This window comes from Aureimonas sp. AU20 (assembly GCF_001442755.1).
In the GTDB taxonomy this organism is placed as follows: Bacteria; Pseudomonadota; Alphaproteobacteria; order Rhizobiales; family Rhizobiaceae; genus Aureimonas.
This window is the reverse complement of the sequence record NZ_CP006367.1, coordinates 2,335,682-2,353,554: the sequence shown is the minus strand read 5'-3', so window position 1 is coordinate 2,353,554 and position 17,873 is coordinate 2,335,682. Positions and strand designations below refer to the sequence as shown.

The following is a 17,873-nucleotide window of genomic DNA, read 5'->3' as shown; positions in this document are numbered from 1 at the left end:
AGCTGGCCTACGTCTGCCTCCGCCCGATAGGTTTGCAATCGACTGAGTTCATCGAAGGAATCCGATCTCGAACAATCCGACGGACGACGCGCCTGCTGAATACAGCTCTCCCGTCTCGATCGCACTGAGGACAAGCGAGTTGAATGGCTGAGCCTTAAGGCTCTTCCGACGCCGTTCAGTCCTTCGGGATTGCGATGTCAACGACGCGCAGCGTGACCTTCTCTCTTCCGCCATAGCGATCCATCGCCAGCGTCCCCGCCGCATGGATCACCCGATCGCGCGAGGCGATCAAGGCCTCGCCGAGAGGCGTTCCCTCGGCGCGGAAGGCGATCGCGGAGACCTGGGCGCCGTCCGCGGATTTCAGCGCGAGGCGGATGTGCCCGCCCGTCGCGACATGCGAGGCCTGGACGAGACGATGGCGCGGCAACGCGAAGATTGGTGCGGCATGGCCGGCGCCGTAGGGGCCGGCCTTCTCCACCAGCGAATAGGTGTCCGGCGTGAAGGCCGAGGCGGACATGGCCGCGTCGATCGCAATGACTTCGCCCGCCATAAGGTTCGGTACGATCCGCTTGGCCTGCTCTTCAGCTAGCGCCCGGAAATCGCCCAGCCGCTCGCGCTCGATCGTCAGCCCTGCCGCCATGGCGTGGCCGCCGCCCTTCACCAGCACGCCCGCTTCCACTGCGCGCCGCACGAAGCGTCCGATGTCGAAGCCGGGAATGGAGCGGCCCGAGCCGGTGCCGCGGCCGGTAGCGTCGAAAGAGATGGCGAAGGCGGGCCGCGAGAAGCGCTCCTTCAATCGTGCGGCCAAAAGACCGACAATGCCGGGATGCCAGTTCGCGCGAGCCGCGATCAGAACGGGTGGCCCGTCTCCGCTGCCGATCTCAGTGCGGATCTCGGCCTCCGCCTCGTCCAGCATCACGCGCTCCATCGCCTGACGCTCGGCGTTGAGGAGGTTGAGCTGCTCAGCGAGTTCCTTGGCTTCGAGATCGTCCGACGTCAGCAGCAGGCGCGTTCCGAGATTGGATTCGCCGATGCGCCCCCCAGCGTTGATGCGGGGGCCGAGGAGGAAGCCGAGATGGAACGTGTCGATCGGGCCCGACAGGCGCGCGACTTCCGCAAGCGCCTTCAGGCCCGGCTTGTGAAGATGGCGCATGGTGAGAAGGCCCTTCACCACCAGCGCACGATTGAACCCCTGCAAGGGCACGACATCGCAGACCGTCGCCAGCGCGACGAGATCGAGATCGTCAATCAGCGGCGGGAGCGTGGCATTGGCATAGCCGCGCTGGCGCAGGACGCGCGAAACGGCAGCGAGCGTGACGAACACTACGCCCGCAGCGCAGAGATGCCCCTGCCCCGACAGATCGTCCTGCCGGTTCGGATTGACGATGGAATGGGCCGGCGGCAGCAGACCGCCCGTCTGATGGTGATCCAGCACGACGAGATCGATCTGCCGCGCGGCGACCGCCTCCAGCGCCTCGAAACTGCCGGTGCCGCAATCCACCGTGACGACCAGCGTCGCGCCATCCTCCATCAGGTCTAGCATGGCGCGCGGATTGGGGCCGTAGCCTTCCGTCATGCGATCGGGAATGCGGATCGCGGGCGTCAGGCCGAAATGCCGGAGATAGCGGGCGAGAAGGGCGGCGGAGGCCGCGCCGTCCACGTCATAGTCCCCGAAGATCGCGACCTTTTCCCGCCGTGCGATCGCGTCGGCGATCCGCTCCGCGGCCCGATCCATATCCGTTAGCGTAGATGGATCGGGCATGAGGTCGCGAAGCGTCGGATCGAGAAAGCGGGCCGCGCCCTCGGCGTCCACGTCCCGCGCGGCCAGAACCCGTGCCACCATCTCGGGAATCGCATGAAGCTGAGCAATCCGCGATGCCGTCGCCTCCGCCCTCAGGTCGAGCGCGTGGACCCAGCGACGGCGGGAGGCCGACTGCTCGACCTGGAGAAAAGTCCGGATTTCGGTGGTCATGGGTCCTGAAAGGGGGCGCGGCCGCTTAAGGCGGCTCCGCTCTGATTGAGCATGACGAGACGCTCAGCCGCTGGAGTTACAGGCCGAATTTCTCAAACTCGTAGTGACGGGCGCGAATGTCGCGGATCGTGCGGCCTTGCTTGCGCATCACCAGCGTATGGGTCTCGATCCGGCCCTTGCGGAAGCGAACGCCGTCCAGAAGGTTGCCGTCCGTGACGCCCGTCGCGGCAAAGACCACGTCGCCACGCACCATATCGTCCAGCCGATAGATGCGGTCGGGGTCGCCGAGGCCGAGCTTTTCGGCACGGGTGCGCTTCTCACCGGTGTTAAGCTGGAGACGCCCCTCCATCTGCCCGCCCATGCAACGAAGCGCGGCCGCCGCCAGAACGCCCTCGGGCGCGCCGCCGATGCCCATATAGATGTCGATCCCGGTTTCCTTCGGATCGGTGGTCTGGATGACGCCGGCAATGTCGCCATCGCCGATCAGGCGGATCGCGGCGCCGGTTTCGCGGATCGTCTCGATCATCTTGGCGTGGCGCGGACGATCGAGAATGCAGGCGGTGATCTGGCCGACCGGCACGCCCTTGGCTTTCGCCAAAGCGTTGAGATTTTCGGCAGCGCTGCGGTTGAGGCTAACGATCCCTTCGGGAAAACCCGGGCCAACCGCGATCTTCTCCATATAGACGTCGGGCGCGTGCATCAGCCCGCCCTTGGTGGCGATGGCCAAGATCGTCAACGCACCGGGCAGGTTTTTGGCGCAGATCGTCGTACCCTCGAGAGGATCGAGCGCGACGTCCATCGGCGGCCCTCCGGCGCCGATCGTCTCTCCGATATAGAGCGAGGGAACCTGGTCCTTCTCGCCCTCGCCGACGACGATGGTGCCGTTAATCGACAGGGCTCCGAGCTCGCGCTTCATCGCCTCGACGGCCGCCCGGTCGGCGGCGCGCTCGTCTCCGCGCCCGCGCAGGGTCGCGGCGGCAACCGCTGCGCGCTCGGTGACGCGGGCGATCTCGATCGATAGAACGCGGTCGAGCGATTGCAAGCCTTCGTCCACTCGCTCCGGCATCGTTCTCATCCTCCGGCTTCGCGAACCCTCGCTTTCACCTGTTCCCGCTCGAGAAGCGGAGGCGAAAGCGGGGGCTCCGGCCTCGCTCAGTCCAAAGCCTCGATCCGCACCATGCGCGGCTCGCTCTTCAGGTGTCCATCCTTGGAAACCGCATCGAGCGCCTTGCGAACGGCCGCTTCGGTGGTCTCGTGCGTGATGAGGATCACCGGCGCGGCGTCCCGCTCCTCCTCGCCCTCGCGTTTGCGCTGGACGATGGATTCCAGGGAAATGTCGTTCTCGGCCATGCGACGCGCGATGGAGGCGAAGGCGCCCACGCGGTCGAGCACGCTGAGACGGATGTAGTAGCCGCCCTCGTGAGCGCGCATCCGGGCCCGCTTGTAGGGCGCCAGATGCGTCGGCTCGACGGCAAAGGTCGGAATCGCAATCCCGCGCGCGGCGTCGAGCACGTCCGACAGGACCGCTGAGGCCGTAGCATTGCCGCCCGCACCGGGGCCGACGAGCAAGATGGAGCCGAGAAGATCGGTGTCGACCGCCACGGCGTTGGTCACGCCGTCGACCTGCGCCAGCGCCGAATGCGCCGGAATCATGGTCGGATGGACGCGCTGCTCGATGCCCGATTCCGTGCGCTGGGCCACCGCCAGCAGTTTGATGCGATAGCCGAGATCGGCCGCCGCCTCGATATCCTCGGTGGTCACCGCCTCGATGCCCTCGATGAAGATCGATTCCAGATCGATCTCGCAGCCGAAGGCGAGCGAGGTCAGCAGCGCCAGTTTATGCGCGGCGTCGAAGCCGCCGATGTCGAAGGTCGGATCGGCCTCGGCATAGCCCAGCCGCTGCGCGTCGCGCAGACAGTCGTCGAAGGCGATGCCCTCGCGCTCCATGCGAGTCAGCATGTAGTTGCAGGTGCCGTTCAGGATGCCGTAGACGCGGCTGACCTTATTGCCCCGCAGCCCCTCGCGCATCGTCTTGATGATCGGGATGCCGCCGGCGGCGGCGGCCTCGAAGAAGATCGTCGTGCCCTTGCGCTGCGCAAGCTTGGCAAGCTGAACGCCGTGATGAGCGAGCAGCGCCTTGTTGGCGGTGACCACCGGAAGGCCGCGATTGAGCGCGGCCTTCACGCTGTCGAGCGCTACACCCTCTGCCCCGCCGACCAGTTCGACGAACAGGTCGATCTCGCCGTTCGTGGCGAGCGCCACGGGATCGTCGAACCATTGAACGCCCGACAGGTCCACGCCCCGGTCCTTGGTGCGATCCCGCGCGCTGACGGCGACGGTCTCGACCGGACGCCCGGCGCGCAGCGTATAGGCGTCCTTGTTCGTGGCGATCAGCCGGGCGAGCGAGGCGCCGACCGTACCGAGCCCGGCAATGCCGAGCCGCATCGGGCGATCCATGGTGTGTCCTTGGGGTGAGCTCTGCGAAAAGGGTTCGGGCGGCCGTTACCTCGCGGCGCCGGCTGCCGCCTTTTGGCCTTGATCCTGCTCCGTTGCAAGGAAGCGTCGCAGATTGCGCGCGGCCTGCCGGATGCGGTGCTCGTTCTCCACCAGGGCGATGCGCACGAAATCGTCGCCATACTCGCCGAAACCGACACCCGGCGCGACGGCGACATCGGCCTTTTCGATCAGCATCTTGGAGAACTCCACCGAGCCCATGTGCCGGTAGGGCTCGGGGATCTGCGCCCAGGCGAACATGGTGGAGGACGGCGGCGGCACGTGAAAGCCGGCGCGGCCGAAGGATTCCACCAGCACGTTGCGCCGATGGCGATAAACGCCGCGCACCTCTTCGATCGCCGCATCACCGGCGTTGAGGGCGGCGGTCGCGGCCACCTGGATCGGCGTGAAGGCGCCGTAGTCGAGATAGGATTTGACGCGCGCGAGCGCCGCGATCAGCCGCTCGTTGCCGACCGCGAAGCCGACGCGCCAACCCGGCATGGAGAAGGTCTTCGACATGGAGGTGAACTCCACCGTCACGTCCATCGCGCCCGGCACTTCCAGGACGGACGGCGGCGGCGCGCCGTCGAAGAAGATCTCGGCATAGGCAAGATCGGACAGGATGATGATCTCGTGCTGCTTGGCGAATTTCACGACCTCTGCATAGAAGTCGAGCGTCGCCTCGTAGGCCGTCGGATTTGACGGATAGTTCAGGATGATAGCGATGGGCTTGGGGATCGAGTGGCGCACGGCGCGGTCGATCGCCCGCAGGAAGTCCTCGTCCGGCTGCGCGGGGATGGAGCGGATCGTGCCGCCCGTCATCAGGAAGCCGAAGGCGTGGATGGGATAGGTCGGGTTCGGGCAGAGGACCACGTCGCCGGGCGCGGTGATCGCCTGCGCCATGTTGGCGAAACCTTCCTTGGAGCCCAGCGTCGCGACGATCTGCGTGTCGGGATTGAGCTTCACGTTGAAGCGCCGCTCGTAATAGGCGGCCTGGGCGCGGCGAAGGCCGGCGATGCCCTTGGATGCGGAATAGCGATGCGTGCGCGGATCGCGAATCGCCTCGCACAGCTTGTCGACGACGAATTTCGGCGTCGGGAGATCGGGGTTGCCCATCCCGAGGTCGATAATGTCGACGCCCCGGGCGCGCGCGGCCGCCTTCTTCTTATTCACCTCTTCGAAGACGTAAGGCGGAAGGCGGCGGACTTTGTGAAACTCTTCGGTCATCGGATCTGCTTTCGAATCAGGACGGACTGCCGGAACCGCAACGCCATTCGTCTGGCGCGCGCCGGGGCTCATTATTCTGTTGAGCGTCCGCTGAGGCCGGGCACATCGACCCTTCTCAGGGGTCGGCGGCGCTCTACTGCGCCCGGCTGCTGGCGGCGTCTCCCGCCGCCTCGCCCGTGCTCGCGGCGCGCAGCCGCGCTTCGGCCTCGGCCTGCTGCCTGGCCGCAAGCGTCTGCATCTCAACCACACGGCTGCGATAGGCCGTGTCGGACGGCGGGACGGAACGCGCCTCGACATTCGCAAAACGGTCTCGAGTCGCCTGTACGTCCTCGTTGGAAACCTGCTGCGTCGCCGCCTTGGGATAAGCGCCGATCAATGGATATCCGTTCGCATCCATCCGCTGGGCCGAGGGGCCGGAATTCGGAGCCGTCGCCAAGCGTGGAAGGATGGTAGGCGTGTCGTCGCGCGGAAGCAGGGGCTGGCAGGCGGAGAGAGGCGCGCCGATAAGGGCGAGCGTCGCCACCAATCCCAAGCGTCTCTTCACCATGTGCCGCATCCCGATCCGATCCAGGCCTTCTTTACCTAAAGCCGTGCGGGTTGGGAATGGGTCGATTCCGGTCCGCTCTTGCTGCGCCGCCGCGACGAATTCCGCCCGCCACTCCATCCCGCCCGCTGAAAGCGGACCCAAATCATGCTTATGTCGCCGGCAGAAGGAGACCTCATGAACAGCACGCGGCCCGCCTCCCCGAACCCCGATGCCGATCCGTTCAAGGGTTATGCCGTGCGCGACCCGGAAGCCTTCGCGCGCAACGTCGCGCATATGCTGGAGCATCTGGGCAAGGCGGCTTCGGCCTGGGTCGAGCCGCGCGAGCGGGGCGTGGTGCGCGACGGGCCGATCAGCTATGGCGACGTGGTCTCGACCTTATCAGAGGTCGGCGACTATTGGCTGAGCGACCCGCAGCGGGCCTTTCAGGCGCAGGCCAAGCTGATGGCCGGCTTCATGGGGGTCTGGGCCAATTCGTTGGCGCGCGCCAGCGGCCAGCCGGTCGCTCCGCCGGCCAAGCCCGACAAGCGCTTCGCCGACGAGGACTGGCATCGCCATCCGCTCTTTGCCTTCCTGCGCGAGGGCTATGGCGTCCTGAACGACTGGTCGAGCGCTCTGGTGCGCGATGCCGACGCGCTCGACCCCCACACCAAACACAAGGCGGCCTTCTACACCCGCGTGATCCTCAACGCCCTGTCGCCGGCCAATTTCATCGCCACCAATCCCGAACTCTACCGCGAGACCATGGCGGAGAACGGCGAGAATCTGGTGCGCGGCATGCGCATGTTCGCCGAGGACATGGCGCGCGGCGAAGGCTTTCTGAAGCTGCGTCAGTCCTGCGAAGAGACCTTCCGGGTCGGTGAGAACGTAGCAACGACGCCGGGCAAGGTGGTCGCCGAAAACGAGCTTTGCCAGATCATCCAATATGCACCGCTGACGGAGACGGTCGCCAAGCGACCGATCCTGATCTCCCCGCCCTGGATCAACCGTTTCTACATTCTCGACCTCAATGCCGAAAAATCTCTGATCCGCTGGATGGTCGAGCAGGGTCACACGGTCTTCGTGATCTCCTGGGTCAATCCCGACGCGCGCCATGCGGACAAGGACTGGGGCGACTATATCGAGGAGGGGCTGGTCTTCGGCCTCGACACGGTGAAGGCTTCGACCGGCGAAGAGGATGTCAACGCGATCGGCTATTGCGTCGGGGGCACGCTTCTCAGCGCTGCGCTGGCCTATCTCAAGGCACGCGGCGACGAGCGCATCCGCTCCGCGACGCTGTTGACCACGCAGATCGACTTTCGCCATTCAGGCGATCTCAAGGTCTTCGTGGACGAGCAGCAGCTGGCCGAGCTCGAAAAGATCATGGAGCGCGGCTATCTCGAAGGCACGCGCATGGCGACGACCTTTAACCTCCTGCGCTCGGGCGAGCTGATCTGGCCCTATGTGGTCAGCAACTATTTGAAGGGCAAGGAGCCGGCGCCTTTCGACCTTCTTTTCTGGAACGCCGACGCCACGCGCATGGCCAAGACGAACCACCTCTTCTATCTCCGCGCCTGCTATTTCGAGAACCGGCTGGCGCGCGGCGAAATGGAGATCACGGGCGTGCCGCTCGATCTCTCCACCGTCACCATTCCCGTCTACAATCTGGCGACCCGCGAGGATCATATCGCCCCGGCGATCAGCGTCTACGAGGGCAGCCTCGCGCTTGGCGGGCCCACCACCTATGTCGTGACGGCCTCGGGCCATATCGCCGGCGTCGTGAATCCGCCGGCCAAGCAGAAATATCGGTTCTGGACAGGGGCGGCCCCCGCGCGGGACGTGACCTACGAGGACTGGTGGAAAACCGCCGAGGAAACGCCCGGCTCCTGGTGGCCACATTGGCAAGCCTGGATTTCCGCTCTGGGCGGAAGCGAGCAGGTGCCGGCGCGAGAGCCCGGCGGCGGCACGCTCGCGCCGATCGAGGACGCGCCGGGGCGCTACGTTCGCGGCTGACGCCGCGTCGGGCCGCGCAGGCGCTTCGCGCAAGGCGCGGCCCCTGGCGCTTTGGGGTTGAAGACCGCTCGCATCGATGCGACATCTGCTTGCAAACGCCGCCCTCGCGCGGCCCATGGATTCCAGTGTTTCCCGATGACCATCTATCTTGAGGCCGAGGCCCAGCCCCTTCGCAACACCGGCTCGATCCGCCTCTACGGGGCGGAAGCCTTCGAGGGCATGCGCCGCGCCTGCCAGTTGACGGCGACCTGTCTCGACAGGCTGGCGGACATCGTGAAGCCGGGCGTGACCACGCAGGCGATCGACGATTTCGTCTTCGACTTCGCCCTGGATGCCGGCGCCCTTCCCGCGACGCTGAACTATCGCGGCTACATGAAGAGCGTTTGCACGTCGATCAATCATGTCGTCTGCCACGGCATTCCCAACGACAAGCCGCTGCGCGAAGGCGACATCGTCAATATCGACGTGACGCTCGTGGTGGACGGATTCTATGGCGACTCCTCCCGCATGTATCCCGTCGGCAAGGTGAAGCGCGCGTCCGAGCGTCTGTGCGAGATCACCTATCGCTCGCTGGTTCTCGGCATCCGCGAGGTGAAGCCGGGCGGCCATATCGGCGATATCGGCGCGGCGATCCAGGATTATGCCGAAGGCGAGCGCTGCTCGGTCGTGCGGGATTTTTGCGGCCACGGCGTCGGGAAGCTGTTCCACGATTCGCCGAACATCCTCCATTATGGCCGGCGCGGCGAAGGCGTTGAAATGCGTCCCGGCATGATCTTCACCATCGAGCCGATGATCAATCTCGGCCGCCCGCATGTGAAGGTGCTGCCGGATGGCTGGACGGCCGTGACGCGCGACCGCAGCCTGACCGCGCAGTACGAGCACACTGTGGGTGTGACGGAAGGCGGCTGCGAGGTCTTCACCTATTCTCCGGCCGGGCTCGATATGCCGGGCTTCTCGGCCGATCGGCTGGCCGAAATTTCCGCCTGACGCCCGTCGCCATGCCGCCGCGCAAGGACCGCAAAGGGTTGAACGAAGCCGGCGGGTTCCTGTCGACGGAACTGCTGCGGGGCGCCGAGCCGGTGGCCTCACCCGTTGCCAAGGCGACGCCCGAGCCCAAGCATCACGACGGCCATCGCGACCGGCTGCGGGACCGCTTCGCGGAAGCGGGTGCCGTCGCGCTAGCCGATTACGAACTTCTCGAACTCGTGCTCTTCCGTTCCATCCCCCGGCGCGACGTGAAGCCCATCGCGAAAGCCCTGCTCCAGCGCTTCGGCTCGCTGGAAGATGTCTTGAACGCACCGACCCATCTCCTGCAGGAGGTGGATGGCATGGGCCGCTCCTCGGCACTGGATCTTCGCATCGTCGCCGCGCTCCTTCAGCGCGCCATGCGCTCAGGCATCCGTTCGCGCGAGGTCCTGTCCTCATGGTCGGCGGTGATCGACTACTGCCATGCCGCCATGGCGCACGAAACACGCGAGCAGTTCCGCGTCCTGTTCCTCGACAAGAAAAACACGCTGATCGCCGACGAAGTGCAGCAGACGGGGACGGTGGACCACACGCCGGTCTATCCCCGCGAAGTGATCCGCCGAGCGCTGGAGCTTTCTGCCTCGGCTCTCGTCCTCGTCCACAATCATCCGTCCGGCGACCCGGCCCCGTCCAATGCCGATATCGAAATGACCAAGATCATCGTGGACACTTGCCGACCGCTCGGCATCGTGGTCCACGATCACCTCATCATCGGGCGCAACGGCCATACGAGCTTCAAGAGCCTTCGCCTGATGTAGTCAGTGCAGATGGCCGAGCTCGCGGACCATGCGGATTTCCTGCGGCCCAATCAACGACCGATGCGTTACGCGGACGGAATGGATGCGCGCTTCGATCTCGCGTTCCCAATGATCGAGAAAGCGGCGCAGGCGGGGATAGTCGGGAGCCACGTCCTCGAACTGCCAGGAGAAGGTCTGAAGGAAACTCGGATGATCCGGCATCCGGTAGAGGACCTCGGCAAAGGTCATTCCGTGGCCCGAAAGCATCTTGCAGAATTGCGGGTCGGGCATGCGTGCAGTTGGCATTTCGCATCCTTTCGCAGACGGCGCGGAACGGCGCCGAGAGAAAGGCTGCGCTTCCAAGCTTAACGAAGCCTTGCGATTTGCCTAGCAAAGGCGCCAGCCCAAAACTTGCGCAGCTCGTGATCTTCGACCTTCATTCAACGTTAGAAGATCATTCTTCAAATCGCTGAAATTTCGAATAGAATTCTTGTTCTCGGTGGACGGTCTTTTTCCAGCAGCGACCGACGGCCCCTTGCTCATAATCTGAGGGAGGCCATTTCCTCAACATGCCGAAAATGCGTGGAAAAAGCGACCTTCCAGCCAAGCCTTGTGTGGAATGCGGGCGTCCCATAGTCTGGCGCAAAGCTTGGGTGCGGACCTGGGATCAGGTTCTCTATTGCTCAGATCGCTGCCAGAAAGAAGCCGCTGCGAAACGAAAGGCCGCGGGACGGCGCGACCCGTCGGATTGAACGGTAGATGGCGGAGGCCTTAGCCTGACGCGCCATCGCTCGGCGGATTTGCCAAGATGCCGCCGGCTCTTGAAAGAAGTTCGGGCGTGTCGACGTCGAACGACGCGGCCGGGCCGATTTCGACTTCCCGCACGAGATCGCGATGCTGCTGCACGATGCCGCGCGCGCCGACATCGCCTTCAAGCGCGGCGACATCCGGTCGGAACCTCGACGACAGCACCACGGGATTGGCCCGCCGCCCGCCGTCGCAGGCAAGGACGATCGCCCCTTCGCCAAGGGGCCGGAAGGCCGAGATCAGGGCGTCGAGATGCTTGGCGGTCAGAAGCGGCTGATCGGCCAGCATCACGAGAACGCCGTCCGCCTCGCCCGCCGCCTGTTCGAAGCCAAGCTTCAGCGAGGTCGACAGTCCGTCGGCGAACTGCGGGTTCTCGTGCAGAGCGACGTCGAGCCCCGCCAGCGTTGCCCGCAAGTCCGTCGCCTGATGGCCGAGCACGACATGCACCGCGCTCGCGTCTGCCTTGAGCGCCGTCTCGACGCTGCGGCGCAGGAGCGGAACGCCATCGAAGGTGGCGAGCAACTTGTTCTGCCCGCCCATCCGGCTGGAACGCCCGGCCGCAAGCACCACGACGGCGACCGCAGGCTTGCGCTCGGGCGTCGGCAAAACATCGCGCGGCTGGGGGCGGGAGGCGATTTCCATGAGCAGTCCTCCAACGCCGAGGCCGGTGATGTCGTGCGGCGTGACCGTGAGGTCGGCAAGCAGTCGGTCCAGAACCCAGTCGAATCCGTTTTCGCGCGGGCTACGGGCACAGCCGGGCGCGCCGAGAAGGATCCGCTCTCCGAGATGGCCGAGCAGCAGGAGATTGCCGGGATCGACCGGCATGCCGAGATGATCGACCTGCCCGCCCGCGCCTCGAAGCGCTGCAGGCACCACATCGCCCTCGTCGATCACTGCCGACGCGCCGAAGACGATCGTCATCTCCTCCTCCGGGTGGCTCGCCGCGATCGCCGTAGCGAGTTGCCCTTCCTCGTGGCGCACGCGCGTCTCGCGCACCAACCGAGAACCGGAGCGCTCCAGGCGCTTGCGAAGCACCCGCGCCGTCTTGTCGAGGACGCTCGCCTTGGTCCCGTCCAGAATCGTCTGCACGAGCCCAACCGCACGCGGGCAGAACGGCGCGAGGGTGAAAGCGGGCTCGGCGGATAGGAGCGAAAGGACCTCGTCCAACGCGGCGCGCGGCACCGCCAAGGGGATGATCTTCACCGTCGCCACCATGCGCCCGGCCTCGACCGCGGTGAATTCACCGAGCGTCGCCAGCGTGATGCCGGGGTGAACCCGGTTGATCGCATCGACCACCGACCGACGCGGTAGAAACAGCCCCGCTTCGCCAGCAAAGAGGTTGGCCCGCCCCGTGGCGGCAGGCGCCGCGCCGATCTCGGCACTTGCCAGTCGCTCGGCCAGATCCGCCGCTGCCTCGTCTTCCGGCACGTCGGCCGGGTCCAGTTGTGCCACGATGAGGCTCGGCAAGCCGGCGTCCATAAGCGTCGCGATGTCGCTCGCCGTAAGCCGTGTGCCCTTGGCAAGGTGCACGGCGCCGGCCCGCGTCGCATGGGCGAGGATAGCGCCTTCGGCGCAGGCGGTCTCGACCGGTCCGAACCTCACGCGGGCTCCATCTCGCCGCGCCGCTCGGCATGCATTTTCCGCTTGCGAAACGCCGAGATGACCGAACCGAGAATCGCAACGGCGATTTCCGCCGGGGTCGAGGCCGATATGTCGAGGCCAATTGGCGCTTCGATACGCGCGATCCGATGTTCGGGTAGCCCGGCCGCGATCAGGCGCTCGACGCGCTTGGCATGGGTCTTCCGGCTCCCCAAGGCGCCGATATAGAAGCACCCTGCCTTCACGGCCTCAATCAAGGGGAAATCGTCGATCTTCGGGTCGTGCGTCACGGCGACGACGGCGCAATAGGAGTCCAACGGTCGATCCTTCAGCGCAAGGTCCGGCCACTCGGCGCGCAATTGAACGCCGGGAAAACGCTCGGGCGTGGCGAAGGCGGTGCGCGGGTCGATAATCTCCAAGTCGAAACCGGCAATCGTCGCCATGGGCGCCAGGGCTTGGGAGATGTGGGCAGCACCGATCACCACGATGCGCGGCGGCGGCAGATGCACGTTGAGGAAGATCGTCTCCCCCAGCTTTCCTGACTTGCCGCTACCAAGCGCCTTGGCGAGATCATCCGCCAGTTCGTCCGCTTCCACGTCCGCTTCGCGAACCAATCTCTGGCGGCCCTGGGAAAGATCGGTGACGAGGACGCAGGCGCGGCGTGCGGCGCGCTCGGCATTCAGGGCCTGAAGAAGGGACAGGTCCATCAGGCGAGTTTCTCGACATAGACGCAGATGCGCCCGCCGCAGGACAGGCCGACCCGCCAAGCGGTATCGTCCGCGACGCCGAACTCCAGTATGCGAGGCACCCCCGTCTCGATCACCTCTGCGGCTTCCGCGACGACCGCGCCTTCTACGCAGCCGCCGGAGACCGAGCCGGCGAAATCGCCCGCCGCATCGATCACGAGATGGCTGCCGACTGGGCGAGGCGCCGAACCCCAGGTTTCAACCACGGTCGCGAGCGCGACGCCGCGCCCCTCTCGCGCCCAATCCTCGGCGACGTCCAGCACGTCGGCTCGTCCCTGCAGGGTGTCCATCGTCACTCTCCCTCAAGCCTCGGCCACGTCGCGAAGCCAATCGCGCGGCGAGCGCGGCGCCGGGCCGGCACGTGCGCCGGACAGAGCCGCGCTCAGCGCTTCCAGCGAGGCGACCGAGTGGACCGGCCGGAATTCATCGACATGCGGCAGCATCGCTCTCATTCCCTTGGCCTTGGCGGCGAACCCGTCGAAACGCAGAAGCGGGTTCAGCCAGACGAGGCGCTTAGAAGAGAGATGGAGTCGCTTCATCTCTCGCTCAAGAAGCGTCGTGTCGTCCCGCTCCAATCCGTCGGTGATGAGAAGAACGGTGGCACCTTCGGACAGCACGCGCCGCGACCAATCCTTGTTGAACAGCGCCAGCGCCTCGCCGATCCGCGTGCCGCCGGACCAGTCGCGAACGGCAGCCGCGCTGCGATCCACGGCTTCGTCCGGGTCGCGCCGCGACAATTCGCGCGTCACATTGGTCAGCCGCGTGCCGAACAGGAACGTGTGAACGCGCCGACGACGCGCCGTGACGGCGTGAAAGAAATGGAGAAACAGCCGGCTGTACTGGCTCATCGAGCCCGAGATATCGGCCAGAACGACCAGCGGCGGTGGCCGCCGCTGCGCGGTGCGCCAATGCGGGAGGAGAAGATCGCCGCCGGTCCGAGCGCTGGCGCGCAGCGTTTCCCGAAGGTCGATCCGCTCGCCACGCGTATGCGGGCGCAATCGCCGCGTGCGCCGCTCGTCGCCGGTCAGCACCAGGTTTTGGACCGCGCGGCGCGCCGCTTCCAGTTCGCTCGCGGTCATCTGAGCGAAGTCCTTGGAGCGTAGAAGATCATCCGCCGAGACGGTGAAGCGCGCGTCGACATCGAGGATCGGCTTGTCCTGCCGCGCCGGGCGCGGCGGCAGTCCGTCCGACAGCGCTTCGTCCGCCCGCCGGCCGCCGGCTTTGCGCTCGGCTGGCCGAGCCGGGGCCCGGCCCGAGAACAGCGCGATCATTTTCTCGATCATCTGCCGCGTGCGCCAGAAGGCGGCAAAGACCTCCGCAAAGACCGGCCCGTCCTCGTGCCGATGCACGAACACGGCGTGCAGCGTCCAATAGAAATCCTCGCGCGAGCCGACACCGCCGAGCCGCAGGGCGCTGATCGCGTCCAGCGTTTCCGCCGGCCCGGTGCGCAGGCCGGCGCGGCGCAGAGCGCCAGCGAAATGAACGACATTGGCCGGTATCTGCCCGCCCGGCCGCTCACCCTCTGGCGCCGCTTGCCAGCTCATGGTTCAGCCCAGGGCCAGTTCGCGCTTGACCGCGTTCAGCATCTCTCGCCCCTCGCCCTTCTCGATCCGCGCGATGTCGTCCTGGTATTTGAGGAGGACGCCCAGCGTGTCGGAAACGAGCTGCGGGTCGAGCGCCAAAGCATCCAACTCGGTCAGTGCCGTCGCCCAGTCGATCGTCTCGGCGACGCCCGGTGCCTTGAACAGGTCCGCCGCGCGCAGCTTCTGCACATAGGCGACGATCTCGCGGGACAGGTCCGCGCCGGCGCCCGGTGCCTTGCGCTGGACGATATCGAGCTCGCGCTCGGCACTGGGATAGTCCAGCCAATGATAGAGGCAGCGCCGCTTCAGCGCGTCGTGGATCTCCCGCGTGCGATTGGTGGTGATGACGACGATAGGCGGCTCGGCGGCACGGATCGTGCCGAATTCGGGAATGGTGACCTGATGATCGGACAGAACTTCCAGAAGAAAAGCCTCGAAGGCCTCGTCGGTGCGGTCGAGCTCGTCGATCAGGAGCACCGGGGCTCGGCCCGGCTCGCCACCCAGCGCCTGCAAAACCGGACGGCGGATCAGGAAGCGCTCGGAAAAGATGTCGGATCGCAGCGCGTCCCCTTCGGCGCTGCCCGTCGCCTCGCGCAGGCGGATCTCGATCATCTGGGCGGCGTGGTTCCACTCATAGACCGCGGAGGAAATGTCGAGCCCCTCGTAGCACTGGAGCCGGATCAACGGCCGGTCCAGCGTCTTTGCCAGCACCTTGGCAAGTTCCGTCTTGCCGACCCCTGCCTCGCCCTCCAGAAACAGCGGCCTGCCCATGCGCAGGGCGAGAAACAGGACCGTCGCCAGCGACCGATCGGCCACGTAATCCGCACCGGCCAGCAGCGCGACCGTTTTCTCGATACTGGCTGGCACTTGGGTCACGGGTTCAAGTCCTTGCGATTTTGGAAGCTGGAACGCGGCGCCCTTCAGAGGGAATGATATCGGCGCGCGCGGTATAGAAGGCTTTCGCCGAGCGTCGGCTCACCGATGGCCAGAACTTCGCCCAGAATAACACGGTGCGTCGCCACCGGGCGGCTGTCGATGACGCGGCAGTCGAAGCTGACCAGCGCATCCGCCAGTATGGGCGCACCGGTTGCAAGCGTCGTCCAGCGGCCTGCGGCAAAGCGTTCTTCGAGTTCCAACTGGCCTTCGCCGGAAAAGGCGCGGGCCACAGGCTCGTTGTGCGAGGCCAGTATGTTGACCGCGAAAACGCCGTTGTGATCGAAGCGCGTGTTGGATGCGCTGCTCTGGTTGAGACAGACGAGAAGGGTCGGCGGCTCGTCCGAGACCGAGCAGACCGAGGTCACGGTGACGCCCCGCCGGCCCGCCGGCCCATCCGTCGTCACGAGGCAGACGGAGGCCGCGAAATGGCTCATCGCCTCCCGATAGGTCGGACGGTCGACGAGCGGATGAGAGGCGACACCAGACTTCAACACGAACTCTTTCCGCAAATCTCCGACTCGGAGGTCGGCGTGAGGCTTCCCGACCAACATAGAATGCCCCTCCCGCTTTGGCACGGGTCGTTTAAAGGGTTTGAAAAATCCGGGGCTTGGCTTATGGGGGCCGCTCCGCCTTTTTCTTGTCGCGCGACCTTACGTCCGCCGAACGGAAACGACCCCGCATGGCCCCGATCATCGAAGTGAAGAATGTCAGCCGCCGCTTCGGCGGGTTCGTGGCGGTGAACGACTGCAGCCTGAGCGTCGAGGCCGGCAGCATCACGGGTTTGATCGGTCCCAATGGCGCGGGCAAGTCCACCTTGTTCAACATGGTGGCCGGCAATCTGGAGCCGAGTTCGGGCACGATCCTGCTCGACGGCCAGCCGATCGGCGGGCTCAGGCCGCACGAACTCTTCGCGCGCGGCCTCTTGCGCACCTTTCAGATCGCGCACGAATTCTCTCGCCTGACGGTTCTGGAAAACCTGATGATGGTGCCGGACGGCCAACCCGGCGAGAACCTGTTCGACGCTTGGTTTCGCGGGCGCCGCGTGCGCGAGTTCGAGGCCAAGGTACGTGAGCGGGCCGAGGAGGTCGTGGACTTCCTGCAGATCGGCCATGTGAAGAACGAGCTCGCCGGCAATCTGTCGGGCGGCCAGAAGAAGCTCGTGGAGCTAGGCCGCACGATGATGGTGGACGCCAAGGTCGTGCTGCTCGACGAGATCGCGGCCGGCGTCAACCGAACGCTGCTGAACGACCTCGCCGCCAATATCGAGCGGCTCAACCGCGAGCGCGGCTACACGTTCTTCGTGATCGAGCACGACATGGACCTGATCGGTCGCCTCTGCGACCCCGTCATCGTCATGGCGGCGGGTTCGGTGATGATGAAGGGGTCGCTCAAGGATATCCAGGCCGACCAGCGCGTGGTCGAGGCCTATTTCGGCGGCTCGCCGACCGGCCACGCCACCACGCTTCCCGGAGCTTCGGCATGAGCCTTCTCTCGGTGCGCGGCGTCGTCGCCGGCTATGGCGCGGCGACCATCCTCAATGGCGTCGACATTGCGCTGAACCAGGGCGAGATCGGCGTCATCGTCGGCCCGAACGGGGCCGGTAAGTCGACCACGTTGAAGGCGATCTTCGGGCTTCTGCGCGTCTCCGCCGGCACGATCACCTTCGACGGGCAGGACATCACCAACCGGCCGACCGAGAGTTTGAGCGCCCTGCGCATGGCCTTCGTGCCGCAGGAGCACAATGTCTTCAAAACACTGAGCGTCCACGAAAACCTGGAAATGGGCGCCTATGTTCGGCGCGACGACGTCTCGGCGCTGCTCGACCGGGTCTACGAGATTTTCCCGCCGCTCAAAGCCAAGCGATCGCAGCCGGCCGGCGAACTGTCCGGCGGCCAGCGCCAGATGGTGGCGGTCGGCCGCGCACTGATGATCGACCCCAAGCTCATCCTTCTGGACGAGCCCACGGCGGGCCTTTCCCCGCTGTTCATGAGCGAGATCTTCGACCGCATCCTCGCCATCAACGCGACCGGCGTCACCGTCGCGATGGTTGAGCAGAACGCACGGCAGGCCCTCGGCATCGCCCACAAAGGCTTCGTGCTGACCGGCGGGCGCAACCGGTTCACCGACACAGGCGCGGCGCTGCTCGCCGATCCCGACGTCGCCAAATCCTTCCTCGGCGGCTGACACCACCCCGCGAACACACGAGACCTT

At 65.8% G+C, this 17,873-nt stretch carries 18 protein-coding genes; 6 read left to right on the top strand and 12 right to left on the bottom strand.

All coding sequences use genetic code 11. From position 1 onward, the window contains the following. Window positions 1–175: 175 nt before the first annotated feature. The 5 genes from recJ to M673_RS10370 form a co-directional block, all read right to left on the bottom strand. The gene (recJ, locus tag M673_RS10390; RefSeq protein ID WP_061975972.1) at window positions 176–1,972 is read right to left on the bottom strand and encodes a single-stranded-DNA-specific exonuclease RecJ; all 1,797 of its coding nucleotides are present in this window, start codon (window positions 1,970–1,972) and stop codon (window positions 176–178) included. A gap of 76 nt (window positions 1,973–2,048) precedes the next feature. Further along, on the bottom strand, window positions 2,049–3,038 hold the full coding sequence (gene glpX / locus M673_RS10385) for a class II fructose-bisphosphatase (protein ID WP_061975970.1): 990 nt from the start codon (window positions 3,036–3,038) through the stop codon (window positions 2,049–2,051). Between the two features lie 86 nt (window positions 3,039–3,124). Further along, window positions 3,125–4,429, bottom strand: coding sequence for a homoserine dehydrogenase (locus M673_RS10380; RefSeq protein WP_061975968.1), 1,305 nt, complete (start codon window positions 4,427–4,429; stop codon window positions 3,125–3,127). A 45-nt stretch (window positions 4,430–4,474) separates the two neighbouring features. Continuing rightward, a complete protein-coding gene (locus M673_RS10375; protein WP_061975966.1) occupies window positions 4,475–5,692 on the bottom strand; it encodes an LL-diaminopimelate aminotransferase in 1,218 nt (405 codons plus the stop codon). Between the two features lie 133 nt (window positions 5,693–5,825). After that, window positions 5,826–6,356 (bottom strand): hypothetical protein, encoded by a 531-nt coding sequence (locus M673_RS10370; protein WP_061975963.1) that lies wholly within the window; start codon window positions 6,354–6,356, stop codon window positions 5,826–5,828. Window positions 6,357–6,413: 57 nt separating this feature from the next. Here M673_RS10370 and phaC point away from each other — a divergent pair, with 57 nt between their 5' ends. From phaC to radC, 3 genes are all read left to right on the top strand, one after another. Next, a complete protein-coding gene (phaC, locus tag M673_RS10365) occupies window positions 6,414–8,228 on the top strand; it encodes a class I poly(R)-hydroxyalkanoic acid synthase (protein WP_061975961.1) in 1,815 nt (604 codons plus the stop codon). Window positions 8,229–8,363: 135 nt separating this feature from the next. Next, window positions 8,364–9,215 carry a type I methionyl aminopeptidase gene (gene map / locus M673_RS10360; protein ID WP_061975959.1) on the top strand — a complete coding sequence of 284 codons (852 nt, stop codon included), beginning with the start codon at window positions 8,364–8,366 and terminating at the stop codon, window positions 9,213–9,215. Between the two features lie 11 nt (window positions 9,216–9,226). Continuing rightward, a complete protein-coding gene (gene radC, locus M673_RS10355) occupies window positions 9,227–10,012 on the top strand; it encodes a RadC family protein (protein WP_061975957.1) in 786 nt (261 codons plus the stop codon). Here radC and M673_RS10350 read toward each other — a convergent pair whose 3' ends face one another. Beyond that, a complete protein-coding gene (locus tag M673_RS10350; protein WP_082639331.1) occupies window positions 10,013–10,297 on the bottom strand; it encodes an usg protein in 285 nt (94 codons plus the stop codon). A 263-nt stretch (window positions 10,298–10,560) separates the two neighbouring features. Here M673_RS10350 and M673_RS23660 point away from each other — a divergent pair, with 263 nt between their 5' ends. Beyond that, window positions 10,561–10,743, top strand: coding sequence for a DUF2256 domain-containing protein (locus M673_RS23660; protein ID WP_082639328.1), 183 nt, complete (start codon window positions 10,561–10,563; stop codon window positions 10,741–10,743). A 19-nt stretch (window positions 10,744–10,762) separates the two neighbouring features. Here M673_RS23660 and M673_RS10345 read toward each other — a convergent pair whose 3' ends face one another. From M673_RS10345 to M673_RS10320, 6 genes are read right to left on the bottom strand one after another with little or no spacing between them, the layout of a single operon-like run. Next, window positions 10,763–12,400 carry an NTP transferase domain-containing protein gene (locus M673_RS10345; protein ID WP_061975952.1) on the bottom strand — a complete coding sequence of 546 codons (1,638 nt, stop codon included), beginning with the start codon at window positions 12,398–12,400 and terminating at the stop codon, window positions 10,763–10,765. Further along, window positions 12,397–13,104, bottom strand: coding sequence for an XdhC family protein (locus M673_RS10340; RefSeq protein WP_061975950.1), 708 nt, complete (start codon window positions 13,102–13,104; stop codon window positions 12,397–12,399). Before M673_RS10340 ends, M673_RS10345 begins: the two co-directional genes overlap by 4 nt. After that, window positions 13,104–13,433, bottom strand: coding sequence for an XdhC family protein (locus M673_RS10335; RefSeq protein ID WP_061975948.1), 330 nt, complete (start codon window positions 13,431–13,433; stop codon window positions 13,104–13,106). The genes M673_RS10340 and M673_RS10335 overlap by 1 nt, the downstream gene beginning before the upstream one ends. A gap of 12 nt (window positions 13,434–13,445) precedes the next feature. After that, a complete protein-coding gene (locus M673_RS10330) occupies window positions 13,446–14,687 on the bottom strand; it encodes a vWA domain-containing protein (RefSeq protein WP_061975946.1) in 1,242 nt (413 codons plus the stop codon). A 3-nt stretch (window positions 14,688–14,690) separates the two neighbouring features. After that, a complete protein-coding gene (locus tag M673_RS10325) occupies window positions 14,691–15,602 on the bottom strand; it encodes an AAA family ATPase (RefSeq protein WP_061975944.1) in 912 nt (303 codons plus the stop codon). Window positions 15,603–15,646: 44 nt separating this feature from the next. Then, complete coding sequence (locus M673_RS10320) at window positions 15,647–16,096, bottom strand: flavin reductase (protein WP_061977781.1); 450 nt, start codon at window positions 16,094–16,096, stop codon at window positions 15,647–15,649. A 245-nt stretch (window positions 16,097–16,341) separates the two neighbouring features. Here M673_RS10320 and M673_RS10315 point away from each other — a divergent pair, with 245 nt between their 5' ends. Together M673_RS10315 and M673_RS10310 are read left to right on the top strand one after the other, a co-directional pair. Continuing rightward, complete coding sequence (locus M673_RS10315) at window positions 16,342–17,145, top strand: ABC transporter ATP-binding protein (RefSeq protein ID WP_061975942.1); 804 nt, start codon at window positions 16,342–16,344, stop codon at window positions 17,143–17,145. Beyond that, window positions 17,142–17,846 (top strand): ABC transporter ATP-binding protein, encoded by a 705-nt coding sequence (locus M673_RS10310; protein ID WP_061975940.1) that lies wholly within the window; start codon window positions 17,142–17,144, stop codon window positions 17,844–17,846. Before M673_RS10315 ends, M673_RS10310 begins: the two co-directional genes overlap by 4 nt. Window positions 17,847–17,873 lie beyond the last annotated feature (27 nt).